Annotated in this window: 18 protein-coding genes and 2 pseudogenes; 4 read left to right on the top strand and 16 right to left on the bottom strand. The window is 46.4% G+C overall.

Annotation, left to right across the window (positions count from 1 at the left end):
• Positions 1-132: 132 nt before the first annotated feature.
• Positions 133-306, top strand: a pseudogene (locus ACQ4MX_RS27475) (ran-binding protein 10); the annotation flags it as partial.
• 652 nt (positions 307-958) lie between these two features.
• Here the strand turns inward: ACQ4MX_RS27475 and ACQ4MX_RS27470 are convergent.
• Genes ACQ4MX_RS27470 through ACQ4MX_RS27455 form a run of 4 tightly spaced genes read right to left on the bottom strand, consistent with a single transcriptional unit; the run spans position 959 to position 2,662 of the window.
• Positions 959-1,354 (bottom strand): LytTR family transcriptional regulator DNA-binding domain-containing protein, encoded by a 396-nt coding sequence (locus ACQ4MX_RS27470; RefSeq protein WP_431088425.1) that lies wholly within the window; start codon positions 1,352-1,354, stop codon positions 959-961.
• A 16-nt stretch (positions 1,355-1,370) separates the two neighbouring features.
• Positions 1,371-1,481 (bottom strand): cyclic lactone autoinducer peptide, encoded by a 111-nt coding sequence (locus ACQ4MX_RS27465; protein ID WP_223264415.1) that lies wholly within the window; start codon positions 1,479-1,481, stop codon positions 1,371-1,373.
• Between the two features lie 40 nt (positions 1,482-1,521).
• On the bottom strand, positions 1,522-1,989 hold the full coding sequence (locus ACQ4MX_RS27460; RefSeq protein WP_431091425.1) for an accessory gene regulator B family protein: 468 nt from the start codon (positions 1,987-1,989) through the stop codon (positions 1,522-1,524).
• Between the two features lie 40 nt (positions 1,990-2,029).
• Positions 2,030-2,662: a hypothetical protein gene (locus ACQ4MX_RS27455; protein ID WP_192511160.1), complete on the bottom strand. Its 633-nt coding sequence runs from the start codon at positions 2,660-2,662 to the stop codon at positions 2,030-2,032.
• Between the two features lie 303 nt (positions 2,663-2,965).
• Between ACQ4MX_RS27455 and ACQ4MX_RS27450 the strand changes: the two genes are divergently transcribed.
• From ACQ4MX_RS27450 to ACQ4MX_RS27440, 3 genes and pseudogenes are all read left to right on the top strand, one after another.
• A complete protein-coding gene (locus ACQ4MX_RS27450) occupies positions 2,966-3,421 on the top strand; it encodes a MarR family winged helix-turn-helix transcriptional regulator (RefSeq protein WP_431088424.1) in 456 nt (151 codons plus the stop codon).
• 263 nt (positions 3,422-3,684) lie between these two features.
• On the top strand, positions 3,685-4,563 hold the full coding sequence (locus ACQ4MX_RS27445; protein WP_431088422.1) for a (Fe-S)-binding protein: 879 nt from the start codon (positions 3,685-3,687) through the stop codon (positions 4,561-4,563).
• A gap of 470 nt (positions 4,564-5,033) precedes the next feature.
• Positions 5,034-5,228, top strand: a pseudogene (locus ACQ4MX_RS27440) (tyrosine-type recombinase/integrase); the annotation flags it as partial.
• Positions 5,229-5,329: 101 nt separating this feature from the next.
• Here the strand turns inward: ACQ4MX_RS27440 and glnA are convergent.
• The 12 genes from glnA to mutL all read right to left on the bottom strand — a co-directional run bounded on the left by glnA (position 5,330) and on the right by mutL (position 19,708).
• On the bottom strand, positions 5,330-6,658 hold the full coding sequence (glnA, locus tag ACQ4MX_RS27435) for a type I glutamate--ammonia ligase (protein WP_134914736.1): 1,329 nt from the start codon (positions 6,656-6,658) through the stop codon (positions 5,330-5,332).
• A gap of 117 nt (positions 6,659-6,775) precedes the next feature.
• On the bottom strand, positions 6,776-7,189 hold the full coding sequence (locus tag ACQ4MX_RS27430) for a MerR family transcriptional regulator (protein ID WP_007430683.1): 414 nt from the start codon (positions 7,187-7,189) through the stop codon (positions 6,776-6,778).
• Positions 7,190-7,272: 83 nt separating this feature from the next.
• Positions 7,273-8,526 carry an aminotransferase class I/II-fold pyridoxal phosphate-dependent enzyme gene (locus ACQ4MX_RS27425; protein WP_431088420.1) on the bottom strand — a complete coding sequence of 418 codons (1,254 nt, stop codon included), beginning with the start codon at positions 8,524-8,526 and terminating at the stop codon, positions 7,273-7,275.
• Between the two features lie 112 nt (positions 8,527-8,638).
• Entirely contained in the window at positions 8,639-9,925 is a 1,287-nt protein-coding gene (gene hflX / locus ACQ4MX_RS27420) for a GTPase HflX (protein WP_431088418.1), read from the bottom strand.
• A 114-nt stretch (positions 9,926-10,039) separates the two neighbouring features.
• On the bottom strand, positions 10,040-11,023 hold the full coding sequence (locus ACQ4MX_RS27415) for an AAA family ATPase (RefSeq protein ID WP_431088416.1): 984 nt from the start codon (positions 11,021-11,023) through the stop codon (positions 10,040-10,042).
• 150 nt (positions 11,024-11,173) lie between these two features.
• Positions 11,174-11,869 carry a YdcF family protein gene (locus ACQ4MX_RS27410; RefSeq protein WP_431088414.1) on the bottom strand — a complete coding sequence of 232 codons (696 nt, stop codon included), beginning with the start codon at positions 11,867-11,869 and terminating at the stop codon, positions 11,174-11,176.
• On the bottom strand, positions 11,866-12,423 hold the full coding sequence (locus ACQ4MX_RS27405; RefSeq protein WP_354453162.1) for a DUF402 domain-containing protein: 558 nt from the start codon (positions 12,421-12,423) through the stop codon (positions 11,866-11,868). Before ACQ4MX_RS27405 ends, ACQ4MX_RS27410 begins: the two co-directional genes overlap by 4 nt.
• 167 nt (positions 12,424-12,590) lie before the next feature.
• A complete protein-coding gene (locus ACQ4MX_RS27400; RefSeq protein ID WP_431088413.1) occupies positions 12,591-15,236 on the bottom strand; it encodes a PBP1A family penicillin-binding protein in 2,646 nt (881 codons plus the stop codon).
• Between the two features lie 188 nt (positions 15,237-15,424).
• Entirely contained in the window at positions 15,425-15,670 is a 246-nt protein-coding gene (gene hfq, locus ACQ4MX_RS27395) for an RNA chaperone Hfq (protein ID WP_023989043.1), read from the bottom strand.
• 20 nt (positions 15,671-15,690) lie between these two features.
• Entirely contained in the window at positions 15,691-16,671 is a 981-nt protein-coding gene (gene miaA, locus ACQ4MX_RS27390; RefSeq protein ID WP_431088412.1) for a tRNA (adenosine(37)-N6)-dimethylallyltransferase MiaA, read from the bottom strand.
• On the bottom strand, positions 16,655-17,506 hold the full coding sequence (locus tag ACQ4MX_RS27385; RefSeq protein ID WP_431088411.1) for a class I SAM-dependent methyltransferase: 852 nt from the start codon (positions 17,504-17,506) through the stop codon (positions 16,655-16,657). The genes miaA and ACQ4MX_RS27385 overlap by 17 nt, the downstream gene beginning before the upstream one ends.
• 12 nt (positions 17,507-17,518) lie before the next feature.
• A complete protein-coding gene (gene mutL / locus ACQ4MX_RS27380; protein WP_431088409.1) occupies positions 17,519-19,708 on the bottom strand; it encodes a DNA mismatch repair endonuclease MutL in 2,190 nt (729 codons plus the stop codon).
• Positions 19,709-19,752: the final 44 nt, after the last annotated feature.

The raw sequence follows: 19,752 nt of genomic DNA, 5'->3' as shown, positions 1-19,752 counted from the left end.
TGTTAATCTGTTTAGCGTAAATGATAGACAACGCAGACGTTAAAGATCATTCTTAAGCGGGAAGGATTTCTTCCCGCTTTTTTTTGCGCCACGGTATACACCATCCCACAATACGATCAATGTGTTTCTCCTGTAAAGGTTAACTCATTCATCTCTTGGTACGAAGCAAAACAGGCCGGGTCAGGCACAGCATCTTATGCCATTGACAAGCATGTCAATAATAAAGAACCCTTTAGCAGCCGGAAGGACTTTATCATTTTCAACAGAATTTTAACACTTGAAGTAAGTGAATATTCATCCAAATAAATACGAAAAGGAACCACACTGGTATCGAATTCATCTCCATACGAATCCTTCACGAAAATCTCTGCAATAGTATTGTTTCGTGGGGGAAATTTGGGGGCAAACCTCATGATATTGCTAAACTCCCCCTGCTCCTCACATAATTAAAAATCTCTCAACGCTTAGAGCGTCAAGGGTTTCCACGTTTTAGTAAAGCGTCAGATATTGATCACGTTCCCATTGATACACTTGTTCATGTCGTTCGTTTAATGACCCTACCATAAAAAACCTCTCCCAAGTGTGTCATTAAAAAGTGGTTTTCTGACGAGTCTATATCCTGTATACTCTCCATGCAAACCTTAAAAGTATATTTGGGTATGGGGTGAAAAATGGCTGCATTCATTTCCCAAATCATTGCTGAAAAAAAGATGTTTTCTTATGAGCATGCTATGAATGCTTCCCTGATACCTAATGGCAACATGGAAGATCTACATGATTGACTGTTGCTTAGGCAAACGGAGGGAGAAAATCTCACATCTCCTTTTCTATAGTTAGGCATCAAACCTCTTATATATACTGAATCCCAAAAATCAGGGACATTAACAACATAAATTCAGGCGCTGAAGTGTTTCATATTTTGGCATTATAAGACAATCATTTCCGACAAAAAAAGCCACTATGTAGTAGCAGCTCCTGTAAATATTATACTTGGGTTCATAATCCCCAATTCCTTTATAACTTCGTTATAGCGATGATAAGCAATAGGGCATCGCTGTGACAGCTTAGCTATTTCACTCTCAAAGTAAGCGTCTTTGAAAATACCGTTCACAATTTTGACTTTTTCCACATTTAACGTTTTGCCTCTATCTACATTCAAAAATTTAAACCCGCTATTGTTAAGGAACGTTTCCCAATACTTTAGCGTCCCTGTCATATAGAAGATTTTATCGAACGTGTGAACCATGATTTGGTTCCTCTTACGACCTCTAGATATATAGAGAACCTTATTTACTGGTATGTTTTCTCCACCACTAATAGCCTCGGGATCTGTTGCTACCGTTAGGTTTAACAATTTAATCACACCCCACTTATTTTAACAACTCTTCCGGTGGCTCGGGATTATGAATCCAGGATAAACTCGCTGTACTCACAGAAGCAACTGCGAGAGTAGTTAATAGAACAGCAACATTGTAGTACATACTAATCTTTAATTTACTGAATTTAGGATTCTTCATTTCTTTACAACCTCCTCCTTATTAGCGTTAAGCTCTGAACAAAAAAACTAGCAGCTACTACCGGTAAAGCCAGCCACAAATTAAGGGCGATCAAGGCAACCCCACAAACTTTTAACAACGGGTAGTACCGCTTTGGTATACGAGTCCTCCCCTCTATCCGAGACGGACCATATAGCAAGACTAGTATAGTACTTAATATCGACGTAACAACGATTAAATTGTGGTTCAGATTTGCGAAGGATAAAGCGGTAAGTAAAACTGTAGATACAATAATGCACACCATACTACTTTTTAAATGTATCCCACCTACAACTTGGCGTAATAATGAAAAAGATAACATTGCCAATATAGCTCCCTGCACCCGTCCTGTCAATAATGAAATCCCAATTGTTAACAAAATGATTGACGCTGTATTAATCGCCACGGCTATTCCGTGCTTTAAAACATTTATAGAGGATGGATGATCTGGCACAACATTTTTTATATGTGTGGCAATATCAAGGGCGATGGAATCAAGGCTTTTTATAATACTCACGCTCCGTTTTTAACGCATAATACAGGAACATTCCAGATGCCAATGCTATAAATAATATACTTAATGGAAAGTTATTAAAATAAAACATAAAAGTACAGGCAGCTAATACTCCGATTATTAAAAAAATAACCAATACATGTTCCCATCTAAACCTTAGATTCTCGTAATCTGCTGCAAATCCAATGTTGAATTTATATAAAAACCACGATATAGCGAGTACCCATGCACTGGTTACTGCTTGCGCCAATGATCCCTCTGCTGAGGTCTGCATTTCTGTTGTTAATGTTCCAAAGAGCATCACTATAATTACCGCTTGGAATAACGTATACAAAAATGTGCCTGTAATGGAAATTATAGCAGACCAAATAACTGGAATATTTACAACAGTAGTTATAAGAAAAATGAACAATATAATGTTTATGGTTGGAGCAAAGAAAGATAAAGATGTTTCTTCTCTCAGAATGAAACTCTGTAAATTCATGATCAATCCAATAAATAATGCAGGCCATATATAATCCAAAGCCCTAAGCCTAAATATAGTTAACATTAAAACAAACGCCGCAAACGTTTCTATAGTTGAAAAAAGTAAGAACCGTATCGGCTCCCACATAACACATATCCCCTTCACGTAAATGGTAATAGATATCCTTTAATTCTATATTTGTTACTTGTTTGAGGCAATCCAATTACTAATTTAATTGGAATTTTTTATGTATTATGTGAGGTAATTATTTTTAAATTGCCGAAACGATATTCTCCAGCTTAATCCAGCTAAGTTTATCACCATGTCATCGAACGGGCTAAATACGGTCACGGAGACCTCAATGCGACTGCTGTGACAAATCTCCCTGACAAAACCTATTATTTTTGAAATAGTGTAGATACACGAAACAGCGCGAAGTAAGGAGAACCTATGACAACGACAAGGAAGAATAAGAAATCTTCGCAGGAGCGATCAGCCTCAGTCTGTACCTGCATCAATCTGCGCCGTTCCTCGATGGCTGTTACGCGACTGTATGACCAGTATCTGGCCCCGAGCGGACTCAATATTGGCCAATTCTCACTGCTCAAGCACTTAACTGCGCTGGGACCGGCAAGTGTAAGTGAATTGGCACTGGAGATGAGGCTCGACCGGACCACGATTGTGCGCAATTTGAAGGCGCTGGAGCATAGCGGGTATGTGGAGGATACATCCGCTGAGGGCAGTCGCAACCGCTGCCTTACTCTGACGGAGAGTGGAAGAACGATATACAACGACGCAGCAGAGCTTTGGGAGGAGGCGCAGCGTTTTTTGCAGGAGTCATTGGGAAACGGGGAACTGCAGATACTGACCGCACTCTTATCCAATATTGAAAATTTGGGTTTGTGATTAGCCGCCCTCTCATACATGAGGTGTTTTGCTCAATTCGTGTATATACACGAAAAAGATTGAAATGTTTATCGCGTATGAAGGTTAGAAATGTCTTTGGAATGCTATGATAGCGACCGTATTGCACTTGGGCATCGCTGGGCGGTCATCGGCGAAATACTGCCAGCTGTAGTAAGAGGTCAGTGATATACGTTAGCCCGCTACAAGGCTTCTGAAAGGAAGCTTTGCTGTGAACAAAAACCACGGAGAGGGATGTGGATAGGATGGTTGAATCCGTACCGGATATGAGAGAAATCATCACCGCCGAGATAAAGGCCTATGTGAGCGAAGACAAAGGCAATATATGTGAAGAACTGCAGAGTCCTTATTACGAGGAGCCGATTATTCAATTTGCCAAGGCCGATGATACTTTGTTTGAGGAGTACAAAAGAGTGGTGGGGCCCGACCACGCCACGCCGCAGGAAGCATTTGAACGTTCATTTGGAATGGGGAGTTTTGATGGAGGCACGGTTATCAGCGTTGTGCTGCCGATCAGCGAGACGATCCGCAAGGCTAATCGTGCGCAAAAAGATAGAGCCTCAAGGGAATGGGCGCTGCTGCGGACCTTCGGCGATGAATATTTTGTACAGTCTGCGAGGAGGCATTTGACGGGATACTTAACAGGCCTTGGTTACCGTGCGGTTGCCCCGCTGGATACGGATTGGTACAGCATCCATAGCGCCGCAGGAGGGCCGGTCTCCAACTGGTCGGAGCGCCACATTGCATATGCTGCGGGTCTCGGCACCTTCAGTATCAATGACGGATTCATCACCGAAAAAGGAATTGCCATCCGCCTGCTGTCCGTGGTGACCGATCTCAAGGTGCCGCCTGATACCAGAGCATCTTCAGCCACAGGCCATACCGGAAACTGCCTGCTGTGCAGCAAAGGCATCTGCGGCGTATGCATTACCCGCTGCCCTGTTCAGGCCATCAGCAAGGAGGGCGGACATGACAAAATCGCCTGCATGAAATTTGTGTATGGCCAGGCATCGCGGGACTTTGCGGTGCTAAACGGCGGTGAGGCCAAATCGGGTGCCGGCTGCGGACTGTGCCAGACCAAGGTGCCTTGCGAGAGCAGGAATCCGATGCGGACCGCCCGGTGAATATGGAAACCTTGAGAACCGCCATTCTCAAGGTTTTTTAGTACAAAAAGATCATGCTAGTATTCCATCAGTCTTTAAATTGTGGATAAAGACGCTTTAACTTGATGCGGGCGTCGAGGTAGTAAACTGCCAATCGGCTCCCTTTTGACTCTGATTGTGGACATGCTCACAAACAGACAACTCGCTGGACAATTCCGCAATTGTTGGAACTTGACGTCTCTCCTGTTACTTTATTAACAATGTAAGGGGAACCCTGTCCTACTCAAAAAAACTCATACTAGTTAACCAACAGAGCCATTTATATCTATTCTAAATACAACTAACCTCTCATATAATATTTTCCGGTGACTTTGAATGACTCTGGCGAAAGCTTTTCTATAGTGCCTCCAAGTCTACAACCACTAACAACTCATCGCCCAACAGGACTTCCACCCTTACTTATCCATTCACTTCGACATACCCACACAGTCTTACTTATCCATTCACTTCGACATACCCACACAGTACTACAACTCGAAGCTGGGGCAGAAATGAAATATGTACAGGAACGTTTGGGTCACGGTAGCATTCAAATAACTTCGGACATCTTTGCACATATATCTAAAAAAATAGAGAAGAATAACATGGAGAAATATGAATCTTTTACTGAAAAGTTATTTCGATAATAAGAATTTTGGGGGCAGTAGGTAAAATCTATAAAGCGTATCTATGACTGCCCCCAAATTAAAAATCCCTCAACGCTTAGAGCGCCAAGGGATTCTATGTTTTAGTAAAGCGTCAGATATTGATCACGTTCCCATTGATGTACTTGGGTGCGATACATATCCCATTCAATTTCCTTAAGCTCGTAGAAGTAAGCCAGCGCGTGGTCACCCAAAGCATCCGAGATAACTTCGCTTCGAATCAGCTCGGACAGAGCTTCCTTCAAGTCCGCAGGCAGGCTTGGAATACCCTCTTCAATCCGTTCTTCCTCAGACATAACATAGATGTTACGATCAATCGGAGCTGGCAAAGCCATTTGACGTTTGATGCCATCCAAACCGGCTCTCAGCATCACAGCCAGTGCCAGATAAGGGTTCGCAGCCGGGTCAGGATTACGAACTTCGACGCGGGTACTCAGACCACGAGATGCCGGAATTCGAATCATCGGACTACGATTACTGGCAGACCAGGCAACATAACAAGGAGCTTCATAACCCGGTACAAGACGTTTGTATGAATTCACCGTTGGATTCGTGATTGCTGCCATCGCACGTGCATGCTTGAGAATACCAGCCATATAATGGCGGGCCGTCTGGCTCAGTCCGAGTTCATCTGATTCATCATAAAATACGTTTTCATTTTCCTTGAACAATGATTGGTTACAGTGCATACCGGAGCCATTCACGCCAAACAAAGGTTTTGGCATAAAGGTGGCGTGCAGACCGTGCTGACGTGCAATGGTTTTAACAACGAGCTTGAACGTTTGAATCTGATCGGCAGCTTTGACTGCATCTGCATATTTAAAGTCAATCTCATGCTGACCGGGTGCAACTTCATGATGGGACGCTTCAATTTCAAAGCCCATCTCTTCAAGCTTAAGAACAATTTCCCGACGGCAGTTTTCACCCAGATCCATCGGTGCCAAGTCAAAATATCCACCTTGGTCATTCAACTCTGTAGTCGGTTCACCTTTTTCATCGGTTTTGAACAGAAAGAATTCAGGCTCAGGTCCGACATTCATCGAAGTATAGCCCATCTCTTCTGCTTCCTTAAGTACACGTTTCAAAATACCGCGCGGGTCTCCAGCAAAGGGGATTCCGTCCGGCTTATAAATATCGCAGATCAAACGAGCTACACGATCCGAGGTTACCCAAGGGAATACTACCCATGTATCCAGATCCGGGTATAAGTACATGTCAGATTCTTCAATGCGCACATAACCTTCAATGGAAGAACCGTCAAACATCATTTTGTTATCCAGCGCTTTTGGCAACTGGCTAACCGGAATTTCTACATTCTTGATCGTACCAAGCAAATCTGTAAACTGCAAACGAATAAAACGAACATTTTCTTCTTCGGCAATCCGAAGAATATCTTCTCTGGTATAACTCACACTAACCTCTCCCTTTCTGTAGCGACTATATACAAATTAGCTGTTCCGTAATTGTCTTAAATAAATGAGGTCTAGTCTTCAAGTAAAACGGTAGTATGCCAAAATGCAGGCTATACATTATCTCTTATTGAAAAAACGTGATAATTCACCTTGGATCAGGGATACCTGTCCTGGTCTTTTACCTGCCACAAGCTGTTGTTTCAGCAAGCGGTGAAGCTGGGTATCGGACATTTCACGGCGTTTGACTTCCGTATCTGCAGTAATAACCGTCGCTTCTTCCGATTCCTTGGTGACCGGATTCATGACTTGTTTAATTCCCGCAATGTTAACACCCTTCTCAATCAACGCCTTGATTTCAAGCAAACGCTCTACATCATTAAAAGAAAAAAGACGTTGGTTACCCGACGTACGGGCAGGAACTATCAAGTTATGCTGTTCATAATAACGAATCTGACGTGCTGACAAGTCCGTTAGCTTCATGACAATACCTATTGGAAATAAGGCCATGTTTCTGCGAATTTCGTCGCCCATTTGTCATCAACCTTCCAGTGATCTATTCTTCACCTTATTGTACATTTAGCTGATGCAAAGTGTCAATGATATGTTAGAAAAACTCACAATAATTTACGTTCTTTCATCGTTTGTAGGGCCATCAGCACTCCATATTTCACATGAGAGTAGGTTAAGCCCCCTTGCATGTAACCAATATAGGGTTCACGAATCGGAGCATCTGCGGATAATTCCAGACTTCCTCCTTGTATAAAAGTGCCTGCGGCCATAATAACCGGATGCTCGTAGCCCGGCATATCCCACGGCTCCGGTACCACATGGCTATCCACGGCGGCGGCACGCTGAATTCCTTGAACAAAAGCAATTAAATGCTCAGGTCCGCTAAAAGAGATGGCCTGAATCAAATCAGTGCGCTCCTCATGCCAGGCAGGTTTTGTCTCAAAGCCCATTTCCTCAAAGACCGCAGCCGCAAATACACTTCCTTTAACCGCTTGACCAACCAATGTTGGGGCGAGGAATAAGCCCTGAAAGATACCTCTCGTAGTACCTAACATAGCTCCTACCTCTCCACCGATTCCAGGCGCAGTTAAGCGGTAGGCCGCCAGTTCCACATACTCTTGTTTACCACAAATATATCCTCCCGTTTCGGCAATGCCGCCGCCGGGATTTTTAATAAGTGAACCTGCCATCAAATCGACACCGACCTGAGTAGGCTCCAGCTTTTCGGTAAATTCACCATAGCAATTATCCACAAAGACAGTAACGTCAGGTTTAATCGCCTTTACACGGGCTGTCATTTCCTTGATATCTGCCACACTAAAGGAAGCTCTCCAATCATAGCCACGTGAACGCTGGATACCGATCACCTTCGTATTGGCATGGATTGCAGCCTCCACCGCTGTCCAATCTACTTTACCTTCGGCTGTCAGTGCAGTTTCTCGATAAGTAATGCCAAAATCCTGCAATGAACCGGTCCCGTCGCCGGGCTTGCCGATCACTTTGTGAAGCGTGTCATACGGTTGCCCCGTAATATACAACAGTTCATCACCCGGACGCAGAACGCCGAATAAAGCAATTGAAATCGTATGCGTTCCCGAGGCAAAATGCGGGCGTACCAGTGCCGACTCGGCACCGAACACATCGGCGTAGACCTCTTCCAGTACCTCACGCCCCCGGTCATTGTACGCATATCCCGTAGACCCAGCAAAATGAAAATCGCTCACTTGCTTCCGCTGAAATGCCTGAATAACCTTCCACTGATTTGCATCTACAATATGATCTATACGCTGTAGCCGTTCCTGTATTTTACGCTCTGCTGTTTCCTGAATATGTTGGATTTCTGGACTAAAAACTACCATTTTACCTTTCTAACCCTCTCTCTTACGCAGCCTTAGACTATTGATGTTATACTATCGTTTGCTTTGAATGATGTGCATTATCATTGAATTGACCTAAAAACGTCATCAGATGTTAACCTTCTGTGAAGTCCTTAAGGGCATGACCATATTTTTCATACTCGCCTCGCTGAACTTCTACCTCATAAATGACATCATTGCCATCATACTCAGTCACAAGTACATCCCCGATCCGATAAAGGACCGATGTCATATCCCCACGTTCTGCCGGTATGCGGAATCTCAGCGTATCTCCGCTCAGATGCTCCTGTATCAGTTCACGAAGACGCAACAGATCACTTTCGTCAAATGAGCTAATTTTCAAATAGCCATCGCCGGAAGGTAGCATTTCCAGTTGCTCAGGAGTACAAGCGTCCTTTTTATTAAACAATACGATCTGAGGCTTGTCCGCAGCCCCCAGTTGCTGCAAAATCGTTTCCACGACTTTCATCTGTTCGTCACGCATATCCGAAGAAGCATCCACCACGTGTAAAATAAGATGCGCCTCATTCGCTTCCTCCAGAGTAGCGCGGAAAGAAGCAACCAAATCATGGGGCAGATTTTGAATAAAACCAACTGTATCTGTAAGAATAATCTCTTTGCCGCTCGGCAGTTCCATCGTTCTGGAGGTAGGGTCCAGTGTCGCAAACAGTTGGTTCTCAATATATACATCAGCCGCCGTCAGTTGCTTTAACAGCGTTGATTTACCCGCATTCGTGTAGCCGACAAGAGCTACCTGCACAATACCACTCTTTTGTCTGCGCTCTCTGTGCAAATAACGATGACGGGTCACTTCTTCCAACTGACGTTTCAAATCGCTGATACGATCACGGATGTGACGGCGATCTGTCTCCAGCTTGCTTTCACCGGGACCACGTGTTCCGATACCGCCGCCGAGTCGTGACAGATTTTTGCCGTGACCAGACAAACGGGGTAACAAATAGGACAACTGCGCCAGCTCAACCTGAATAATACCTTCCCGTGTTTTCGCACGCTGGGCAAAAATGTCCAGAATGAGCTGCGTACGGTCGATAATTTTGAGATCCAGACTTTCTTCCAGATTACGCACCTGAGCCCCCGACAGCTCCTGATCAAAAATAGCCGTATTCGCACCCAATTCCTCGGCAGCCGCACGCAGTTCTTCTACCTTACCTTTGCCGATAAACCATTTGGAATCCTTTGCTTCCTTGTTCTGGGTCAAAACGCTAAGCACTTCAACACCAGCCGTCTCAGCCAGCTTCACGAGTTCATTCAGAGAGTATTCTGTATTGATGCCAGAACGTTTGACTTCATCCGTAATCAGACTGACCAGTACCGCCTTATCCTGCATTTCGGTTTGTGTATCATAAGTGGAGTTCGCCATATTGTTTGCTCCTTTATTTTCCATGTTAACTCTCGCACAGAGACCGACCTGATATTCAGGCCGGCCCCCGTTTGATGTTATGCAATTTGATGTGATTCAGATTTCTATTATCGCCTATCTTTTGTCCATTTTCAAATCCTCAGGACGCAGCGTCATCAGTTCCTGCTTTCCCGGCTGCCCGCTCCTGTATTGATTGAGCAACCGGACAGCTTGATGCCGAATCGCTTTTTCGATTACATTGCGGACATAACGCGCGTTGCTGAATGCATGAAGACTGTCGTTGCGTTCATTCAACAGATGCTCTTTCATTTTAAGTATGGACTGGGGCATGAGAATATAATCCCGTTCTTTGACCATCATTTCGGAAATTTGGATAAGCTGATCCACGGTATAGTCCGGGAAATCAAGCTGGATGGGAAAACGGGAAGGCAAGCCTGGATTTGTACGCAAAAAGAAGTCCATCTCACCCGAGTATCCGGCAAGGATCAAAATAAATTGATTTTTCTGATCCTCCATGGATTTTACTAAGGTATCAATAGCTTCCTTTCCAAAATCCTTTTCCCCTCCCCGCGCCAAACTGTATGCCTCATCAATAAACAGCACTCCACCCAGAGACTTCTTGACCAGATCCCGCGTTTTTTGCGCTGTATGCCCAATATACTCGCCTACCAAATCAGCCCTCTCCACCTCAATCAGATGGCCTTTGCTCAGTACCCCCATTTTTTGCAGCATTTTAGCGATAATGCGAGCTACCGTTGTTTTCCCCGTACCCGGATTCCCTTTGAAAATCATGTGGTATACGTGCGCATTACTCAACAGTCCCGCATCAGTACGCATATGGGCAATTTGCAAAAAAGCATATACTTCAAATACCAGTTCTTTGATGTTATCCAGACCGACGAGATGATCGAGTTCCTTCTGAATTTCCTGATAGAGACTAAGATACTGCGGTAACGCCTGCGACTTGGTCGAAGTTGCTGCATCCGTCTCATCAACATTTACCGAAGCTATCGGCTCCGGACTACGCAGCACGACATTAATTTGTCTGGAAGGTCTCTCCTCCGTCCGCTTGCCCGCGGCGATTCCCCGTCCATTCATGCATCCATCACCTCAACATTTCTTCAGGCACAGCTTACCCTACTAATGTATTCGGCCCGGCATGTCCTTATTAGCACAAAAGCGACGAAAGCTCACGCAGAAGCATTTTGTATATGGAGATGAGACCTTTATGGAAAAACGATGCACATTTCAGGACATCCAGGTTTGGGCACCAAGCCACCAGCGTTGCAGCGTCCATTTGGTGTAAGCCAGCACCTCTCTTGACTGGTGAAGCGGCATATTCAGTACTTTGGATTCCGCCAGAGCCATCTGGGGATGATCTAAATTCAAAAATCGGGCAATCTCCAGCGCCCGTGGACCATGATAGCTATGTGTAATAATCACGGTTGAGGTCCAACCATACTTCTTCATGATACGCTGGCTATATAACAGGTTTTCGTAGGTGCTAGTTGCATGATTTTCCAAGACAATATGCTGCGCTGGAACACCTCTGTCGACCAAATAGCGTTGCATCCCCTCAGCTTCCGTATAGGGGTAAGTTGGTTTGTCCAATCCCCCGCTTACAATCAGATGCTTCACTGTCCCGTTGCGGTATAGCTGCAAGGCTTCGTTCAACCTCTCCTTCAGCCCAGGACTTGGCTCTGCTCCCCACATGGACGCCCCAAGTACAATACCTACCTGCGCCTGCTGAAGCGGAGTGGTAGAGGCTGCGTTATTCATATTCCAAAATCGAATACCCACCCATACCAAACCGATGATAAAGATGACCAGCAGACAAAGTATAAGACGTTTGGCTACTGTAAACTTTTTCTTCGGGCGGCTCAGCCCGCTTTTTAATTCAGATTCTTTTCGCCCGGTGCTTCTCATCCACTGCAAAACCTTCACCGATCCCTCTTAAAATCACCATTGTGAAACCATTCTTCCCGGTGTTTCAGCGACATTTTAAAATAGGGGAATGTATGGGCATCTATTCGTCGTAAAACGTCAGCCGCCGTACGATTAGCCAATTCTGCCTCCTGTGCCGAGATATGCCCGCGCTGTAACGCATCCTCCAGCTCATCCTCGTCCACCAAAAAGATTTCGCCATTTTTAAGTACCACCACATCCAAATACAAATCGTCAAACCAGGGAACTCCCTGATCGGTCACACCCTGATTACGGCAGGTATCAATATACCATTCCACAATCTGCTCCCGATTGTCGAACATAGCAGTCACAACATAATGCTCACCCTTCGGATAATATTGCAACCAGGAATAACCTTTATCCGCTATGCAAAACGTATGACCGCCGTAGCTTTTCCATAACGGCTCCTTGAGACTCAAAATGGTATACAAGGTCACATATCCTGTAAACACGTCACTTTCCACATACCGGCAAGCAAACTTGCGGTTCGTTATTCTGCGCCAGTTGGCCCGGTCTCCGAATTTGCGCTTCATATATGATGTTCCTCTCCAACATTGGTAAAACCAGCTTACCATATTTAAACTGTACACTCAAAAATAACACTCTTCATCACAGCAAAAAAGGTATTCTCAGACCATGAAATGGTCCGAAAATACCTTTGGTTTGAGACAAATTCAACTTTGCATACAACATACGCCTTCTAATTTCGATTGCGATGTCCACGATTGGAGTTCGGCTGACCGTTGGAATTGGTTTCCTGACTTCCATCCGTTGTGGTTCCTGTGGTAGGTGAATCCGTGTTATCTGGATTCACCGTTGTATCACTATTGAAGGTACCTGCATCCGGTGTTGTTGTCTGGCCATTCCCCTGACTCGGGTCACTTCCGGTGCCAGAGCTACCAGTATTATTACCTGTACCGCTAGTGTCTCCAGGAGTCGTGGGAACCTGTCCCGGGCTGGTGCCATTATCGGTACCTCCAGGGAATGTATTCCCCTGATCGGTGCCGTTCTGACCATCTGTAGTCCCGCTGTTATCCGGTAATGTTCCATTCTGATTCGGATCGGTTCCCTGCTGAGGATCTACCGGAGTGGTCTCTGCCGGAATTTCCACACGGATTGTATTCGATGGACCAGACTCCTTACCATCCGCTCCATAAGCCGTTACATAATAATCATACTTGGCTCCGGCTAATGGAGATGTATCTTCACCGCTCGTGCCTTTCATCGCCTCCATAATCGCCGTAAAGCCCCCTTCGGAAGCCTCCTTGCGATACACACGGTATTGCATATTATCTCCCGCCGCGGCATTCCAGGACAGCGATACAATTTGGGTGTCCTGACTATAAGACCCGCTCAGTCCGCTTGGAGCGGTAACCTGAACTGGCTCATCTGGCTTCTGCTCAACTGGCGGTTCATATCCCTTCGGCTGGCTGAATTGCGTAACCGGGTGCCCCTTGAGGGCTTCACCCATGACCCTTCCGAAAAAGGCTGCCGACTGCCCACTGTAATTTCTCAGCATATGCTTGCTGTCCGGCTTGTCATAGCCCATCCATACCGCACCAGTATATTCCGGCGTATAACCGACAAACCAGATATCACGGTTGCCACTGTTACCGCTGATTCCACTCTGGGTTGTACCCGTTTTACCGGCTACAGGCCAATCAATACGGGCTTTACGACCAGTACCGCTATTGACGACATTTTGCATCATCTGCGTCATTTCATAAGCTGTTTTCTCACTCATTACGGTTTTAAATTCTTCTTTGTGAGTGTAAACCGTTTTGTCATCACTATCATTAATTTGCTTGATAGAATAAGCCTTTTGGAACTGTCCGTTATTGGCAAAAGAGCTGTACGCCTGTGCCATTTCAAGGGTATTCGTTCCTTTGCTTAATCCACCTAAAGCGATAGCGAGCGAGTGATCATTTTTGTCCATCGGAATTCCTACGCTCTCTGCGAATTGAACTCCTTTTTCCACACCAATTTGGTTCAGCAGCCATACTGGCGGGATATTTTCAGACTTGGTAATCGCATCAGTCATACTGATGGTCGAAGAGTAACCGTGCAAGTTTTTCGGGCTGTACCCGTTAAAACTCTGTCGCTCATTACTCAAAGGTGTATCCATTGTAAATTTGCCAGATTCGAGAGCCGGCGCATACGCCGCAATAGGTTTAAAGGCCGAGCCTGGCTGTCTACGGCTTTGTGTTGCGCGGTTAAAGGTTCCCTTTTTGTAATCCCGTCCGGGTGCCATCGCGGCAATTCCGCCCGTCTGGTTGTTAATGATGACCATGGAGCCCTGAACAGGCTGATCGTCCGGACTTTTTTCGAACATATCATCATCTGCCATCGCCTGATCCAACGCATTTTGGGCCTGGGCATCCATCGTCGTATGAATTTTATATCCACCAACGATCAAGTCGTCTCCGCTGACTTCTGGCAGGGCTTCCTCCGCCTCATTCATCACATATTCCATAAAATTCTGATACTTTTGAACTTTTTCCGGCTGCTTGTAATTATAATCTATAGCCTTGGCTTCTTCCATTTCCTGCTTGCCAATCATTCCCTGCTCGAACATCAACTGGAGAACCACTGCACGTCGTTCCTTTGAGTTTTCCGGATTACTAATTGGATTATATTTGGAAGGCCCTTTTGGAATAGCTGCCAATGTAGCGATCTGCCATAACTTTAATTTATTTAAGTCTGACACTCCAAAATAACCTTCCGACGCCGCCTTGATACCAGAGTAAGAGCGACCAAACCAAATACGGTTCAGATAAAGCGTAATAATTTGTTCTTTATTCAAATTCCGCTCCAGGGCCATCGCAATGGATACTTCGGTCGCTTTACGGAAAAAGGTCTTGTCACGCGTCAAAAACAGGTTTTTCGCCAACTGCTGGGTCAGCGTACTGCCGCCCTCAACTGCCGAACGGGCTACGATGTCCTTAACAGCCGCCCGGCCAATGGACCAAATATCGACACCCTGATGCTCATAAAACCGTTTATCCTCAGTTGCCACAAAGGCCTTTTTCAGCAGGTCTGGTATTTCTTTACTTGTGACAGGATCACTTTTTTGTACGGATAGCTCGCCCATGAGCACGCCGTTACGATCGTAAACCTTCGATGTCTCATTCACTGTAATTTTGTCTTGATTGGCCTTATAGATTTTTTCACCATTAACCATGACAAACAAATATCCACCAAGTGCGCAAAATATGGCTAACGCCGCCGTAATAAACAGTGTCCATCCAATTTGCTTACCTGTAATTTTCTTTTTCTTGCCCTTCGGCTTCTCTTTAGGTGTGTTTCTATTGCGATTGCCGGATCTGGACAATGAATCGTTTGGCATTCCCCTGACTCCCTTTCGCGAATAATCATATGTTGCCGAAAGTATATATTGCTTGCTGTCGGCAGCATGAAAGCAAACGGAATGAAAAGAACAACCCTGTTCAGGTTGCTCCCGGTCACATTCCTATACGGTTAGACGAGACGGACGCTTGAAAAGTTTCATCAACCCGGGCGACCGTCAGGCCGTAATCAGTTATCGCTTGCGTTATCTTGTTGCTGCACAAGCGACACATTGCGCTGCGGTGTAAAAGTGGAAATAGCATGCTTGTAGATCAACTGTTGCTTTCCATCCGAGTCGATAACAATTGTGAAGTTGTCAAATGCTTTAATCGTTCCCCGCACCTGAAATCCATTGATCAGGTACACCGTTACCGGTATAGAATCCTTGCGCAATTGATTCAGAAACGTATCTTGGATATTAATGGACTTGTTCATTTTAGCCGTACCCCCAATAATCATTTGGATTGTTTTGAAGTATATTCAAGGTCTGTCCGGAACTTTCCTGCTATAATTTCGTGTATTCGGGCTGCATGAGCAGAAAAATTTCCGAAATCGGTGACATCTACCCACTGGATATCCTTCATATGGCGAAACCACGAGAGCTGCCGCTTCGCAAAATGACGCGTATCCCGTTTTAGCCAAGTCACCGCCTCTTCCAAAGACACCTCTCCTCGCAGGTAGGAGGATATCTCTTTATAGCCTAGACCTTGCATGGAGATGGCATCGCTTCGCACTCCCCGTTCCATTAAGGAGGTTACCTCAGCAACAAGCCCTTGATCGAGCATCCCGTCAATTCGGTCTTCAATACGTTTATATAGCATTTGCCTATCCATTGTCAAACCTACGATGCATAGCTGATAAGGAGATTCCTTTTTTTGATTGGCCAATTGCGAGCTAAGAGTCGTTCCGCTAACATGATAAATTTCCAATGCTCGAACGACTCGGCGACGATCATTGGGATGCAGACGACGTGCACTTTCGGGATCAACCGCCTGTAGTCGCGCATGAAGCGCCTCGGCTCCAAATTTCTCGGCATAATCAAGCTGTTCCTGACGAAAAGCTTCATCAGCTCCAACCTCGGAAAACTGGTATTCATAGCAGACAGACTCCACATACAAACCAGTCCCACCTACGATAAACGGTAGTTCTCCTCTGGCATGAATATCCGGTATAAGGCGACGGCAATCTTCCTGAAATGCAGCTACCGAATATGGGTATTCCGGCTCATGAATATCAATCAAATGGTGCTTAATTCCTTCCATTTCCTGTTCGGAAATTTTGGCAGTTCCAATATCCATATGACGATACACCTGCATGGAATCTCCGGAAATAATTTCCCCGTCAAATTGCCGTGCCATCTCGATGCTTAATTTTGTCTTGCCGACCGCTGTCGGGCCAACAAGAACAAGTAGTTTAGGCTTAGATGCCGCTGTCAATATCAATCACTCCGTACACTGTTTTCGTTGTGCCCCGTTGCTCCACACGGAAGCCGAGGCGGGCAAATTCCCCGCTGCCCCGTTTTTCCTTCAATACAATTGTTTTCCTTGCAATCCGTTTTGCCTGAGCAATACTTTCCTCATCCAGCGCATCCGGGTTAGCCAACCCTCTCAATGGACCGATGGCACTGGAATCGAGCAACGGATCACGGAACATCGGGTCAAAATAGATAATATCCACACTGCGATCCTGCAAGCTCCGCAAATAGTCCAAATGATGACCAAAACGAACATCAATGCCGGAAAATGCCGCATCTACCGCTGCGTTACCGGAACGGTAATGCCTCATTCCATCCTTGATTAAAGCATAGACAGGAAAAGAACTTTCCACAGCAATTACTTGTCCAGAGCTTCCTGTTCCAATTGCAAACAGGAGGGAATCCGTTCCGAGTCCTGCGGTGCAATCCAGCACGGTGTCCCCCGGAACGAGCCGAGCGGCGGTCAACATCGGATCAGGCTCCCCTTTCAACACCCGCTTGGCGCGGATGAAGCCCATACTTGGGTGAAAAGTCATCGGTGGTTGTTCCGGACTAATCAGCCTCACCCCGCCCTGCACTAGCACCAGTGCCTGACGAACTTTATGAGCAGCAGTCAGCCTTGCTACCGATATACCACGACGGGGGGCGTACAACACCCCCAGCTCGGCTGCAAGCATTTCCGCCCGCTGCACAACCTCAGCCGAGGGAGAATCCCCCGTCGTCACCAGTAAATCGGCTTGTTCCTTCCGAAGCCTTGCCTGCTTTTCTTCTTCACGGTTTTCCCGATCCTGCAACATATATAAACTCCCTTACATTACTCTTTTAAACAGCTTCTCCAAATCATATGTGGAAAAGGATACAACGATAGGTCGCCCATGCGGGCAGGTGTACGGCTGTCTGCACGCTGCCAAACGCTCCAGCAATACGACAGCCTGTCGGTCGGTCAGCTTCTGGTTCGCTTTAATCGAAGCCCGACAGGAGCACATGATCGAGGCTGCCTCCCGTAGCTTGGCAAGATCAATTGCTTTTTCATCCAGTACCCATCCTGCCATTTCCTCAATAACATCCGATTCTTCTCCTTGAGGAAGCCAGTAAGGATAAGAGCTAACCCGGAAGGTTTGACCACCAAAATGCTCCAAATACACTCCCGCCTGCTCAAACCAGTGTAGCCTTGTTTTCAGCTTTTCCGTCTCTGAAGGCGTAAACTCTAATGTAATCGGCAGCAGTAGCTCCTGCGATACGGCCTCGGGATTTCCAAATTTCTCATAATAAAATTCGTAGTTAACCCGTTCATGCGCTGCATGCTGGTCAATTAAATACAGCCCCTGATCGTTCTGCGCAATCAAATAGGTTCCATGGTGCTGACCGATCAAATTTAGCTCAGGAAAAGCGGGCAGTTCGGGAGCCTCACCCGATACCACCGCCAACTGCTCTGCATTCAGTCGTGACTGACGTGGCTTCTGATCCGTGAAATAGCGGGAATCTACAGCGTTTCCTGCACCCGGTGAAGCAGAAGGCCGATATGCCACAGAAGCTGCCGCTTCCTGTACTCCGCCGCTGTACAAGGAAGATGAGCCCGATCCGGCTCTACTTCCTTGTATTTCTTGAGTATTGAGCGTCTGCCCGGCAGCACCATCAGGCAATGGAGCGCTCCCTCTAACGCCATTTCCATCGTTTCCATCCACAAAATCTGCATCTAGCTCTTCGTCACTGGCACCTTGCCCAGAAGGCGGGTTCACCCGACCAATGCCAGGGAGCCTCTCCCTATCTTGACGTTGCTCACGATCCGCCCCATGCCCACGGTTCTCCTCATTTCCATCCAACCGAATAGATTGGCGAGGGTCACGGCCCTCTGGGTAAGCTCCGGTAAGCGGCTGTGCCTCCACTCGGCTCTCGGCAGCAGAAGAATTTCCTTCCATACCGTTTCCCTTCGAGAAATGAAACTGCTCCTGCACAAACGAGCCGCTATCCTTGCCGCCGATTTCGCGCTTGACTGCCTTCGGAATCAGCACCTGCTGTCCTAGAACAGCTTTTACCGAATCCTCAATCAACTGAAACAGCTCTGCTTCTTTGCTGAAACGCACCTCCAGCTTGGCGGGATGAACGTTAACATCCACCAGTGAAGGATGCATCTCCAACTGGATCACAGCCAGTGGAAAACGATTGATCGGCAGCAGCGTATGATACGCCTTAAGCAACGCCTGATTCAGCCCATAGCTGCGCACAAAGCGTCCGTTCACTACCGTCGAGATGGCGTTTCGATTCGATCTGGTCCACTCCGGGCGGCTGACATAGCCGCTAATACGGTAATCGAGACTTTCTCCTTCCAGCAGCAGCATGGATTTGGCCGCAGAAGTTCCGTAAACAGCAGCAATCACCTGAAGCAAATCACCATTACCCAGCGTTTGAAGCAATGTATTCCCGTTATGTCGTAAAGTGAAGGCAACTTCCGGGTGCGAAAGCGCCATTCGGTAAAGCACATCCGAAATGTGCCCCAGCTCCGTCTGGATCGTTTTCATATATTTCAGTCTTGCAGGTGTATTATAAAACAGCTCCCGGACGGTAAAATCCGTCCCTTGCCGGGCGGCTGCATCCTCGTGCAGTACCAGCTTGCCGCCCTCAATAATCAATTTGCGGGCACGTCCGTCATCTGCGGCTGCTGTGAGCAGCTCCACTTTCGATACAGCCGCAATACTCGGCAGCGCTTCTCCACGGAAGCCCAGGCTCGTGATCTGGAACAGATCGCGTCCATGTCCGATTTTGCTTGTCGCATGCCGATAGAACGCCGTTTCCACATCTTCAGGCTCAATGCCACTGCCATTATCCGTCACCCGGATGCTTTGCAGCCCACCTTCTTCCACCCATACATCTACGCGCGTACCGCCCGCATCAATCGCATTTTCCACCAGTTCCTTCACGACGGAGGCTGGACGTTCCACAACCTCACCGGCAGCAATCTGGTTGGCAATATGCTCATCCAGTACCCGAATTTTAGACATCCTTTTAACCTCCCCCTGACCTCAAAGTGTGATGAAAAACTAGT

This window comes from Paenibacillus sp. 8b26, assembly GCF_050626875.1.
In the GTDB taxonomy this organism is placed as follows: Bacteria; Bacillota; Bacilli; order Paenibacillales; family Paenibacillaceae; genus Paenibacillus.
The sequence above is the reverse complement of the archived record's forward strand: the minus strand, read 5'-3'. Positions and strand labels throughout refer to the sequence as shown.

Bases quoted from the DNA above. Each gene is read 5' to 3' on its own strand.
- mutL (WP_431088409.1), bottom strand. From the start codon at position 19,708: ATGTCTAAAATTCGGGTACTGGATGAGCATATTGCCAACCAGATTGCT.
- ACQ4MX_RS27445 (WP_431088422.1), top strand. From the start codon at position 3,685: ATGGTTGAATCCGTACCGGATATGAGAGAAATCATCACCGCCGAGATA.
- ACQ4MX_RS27400 (WP_431088413.1), bottom strand. From the start codon at position 15,236: ATGCCAAACGATTCATTGTCCAGATCCGGCAATCGCAATAGAAACACA.
- ACQ4MX_RS27425 (WP_431088420.1), bottom strand. From the start codon at position 8,526: ATGGTAGTTTTTAGTCCAGAAATCCAACATATTCAGGAAACAGCAGAG.
- ACQ4MX_RS27415 (WP_431088416.1), bottom strand. From the start codon at position 11,023: ATGAATGGACGGGGAATCGCCGCGGGCAAGCGGACGGAGGAGAGACCT.
- ACQ4MX_RS27455 (WP_192511160.1), bottom strand. From the start codon at position 2,662: ATGTGGGAGCCGATACGGTTCTTACTTTTTTCAACTATAGAAACGTTT.
- ACQ4MX_RS27385 (WP_431088411.1), bottom strand. From the start codon at position 17,506: ATGTTGCAGGATCGGGAAAACCGTGAAGAAGAAAAGCAGGCAAGGCTT.
- ACQ4MX_RS27430 (WP_007430683.1), bottom strand. From the start codon at position 7,189: ATGGGCGACGAAATTCGCAGAAACATGGCCTTATTTCCAATAGGTATT.
- ACQ4MX_RS27450 (WP_431088424.1), top strand. From the start codon at position 2,966: ATGACAACGACAAGGAAGAATAAGAAATCTTCGCAGGAGCGATCAGCC.
- hfq (WP_023989043.1), bottom strand. From the start codon at position 15,670: ATGAACAAGTCCATTAATATCCAAGATACGTTTCTGAATCAATTGCGC.
- ACQ4MX_RS27465 (WP_223264415.1), bottom strand. From the start codon at position 1,481: ATGTACTACAATGTTGCTGTTCTATTAACTACTCTCGCAGTTGCTTCT.
- ACQ4MX_RS27405 (WP_354453162.1), bottom strand. From the start codon at position 12,423: ATGAAGCGCAAATTCGGAGACCGGGCCAACTGGCGCAGAATAACGAAC.
- hflX (WP_431088418.1), bottom strand. From the start codon at position 9,925: ATGGCGAACTCCACTTATGATACACAAACCGAAATGCAGGATAAGGCG.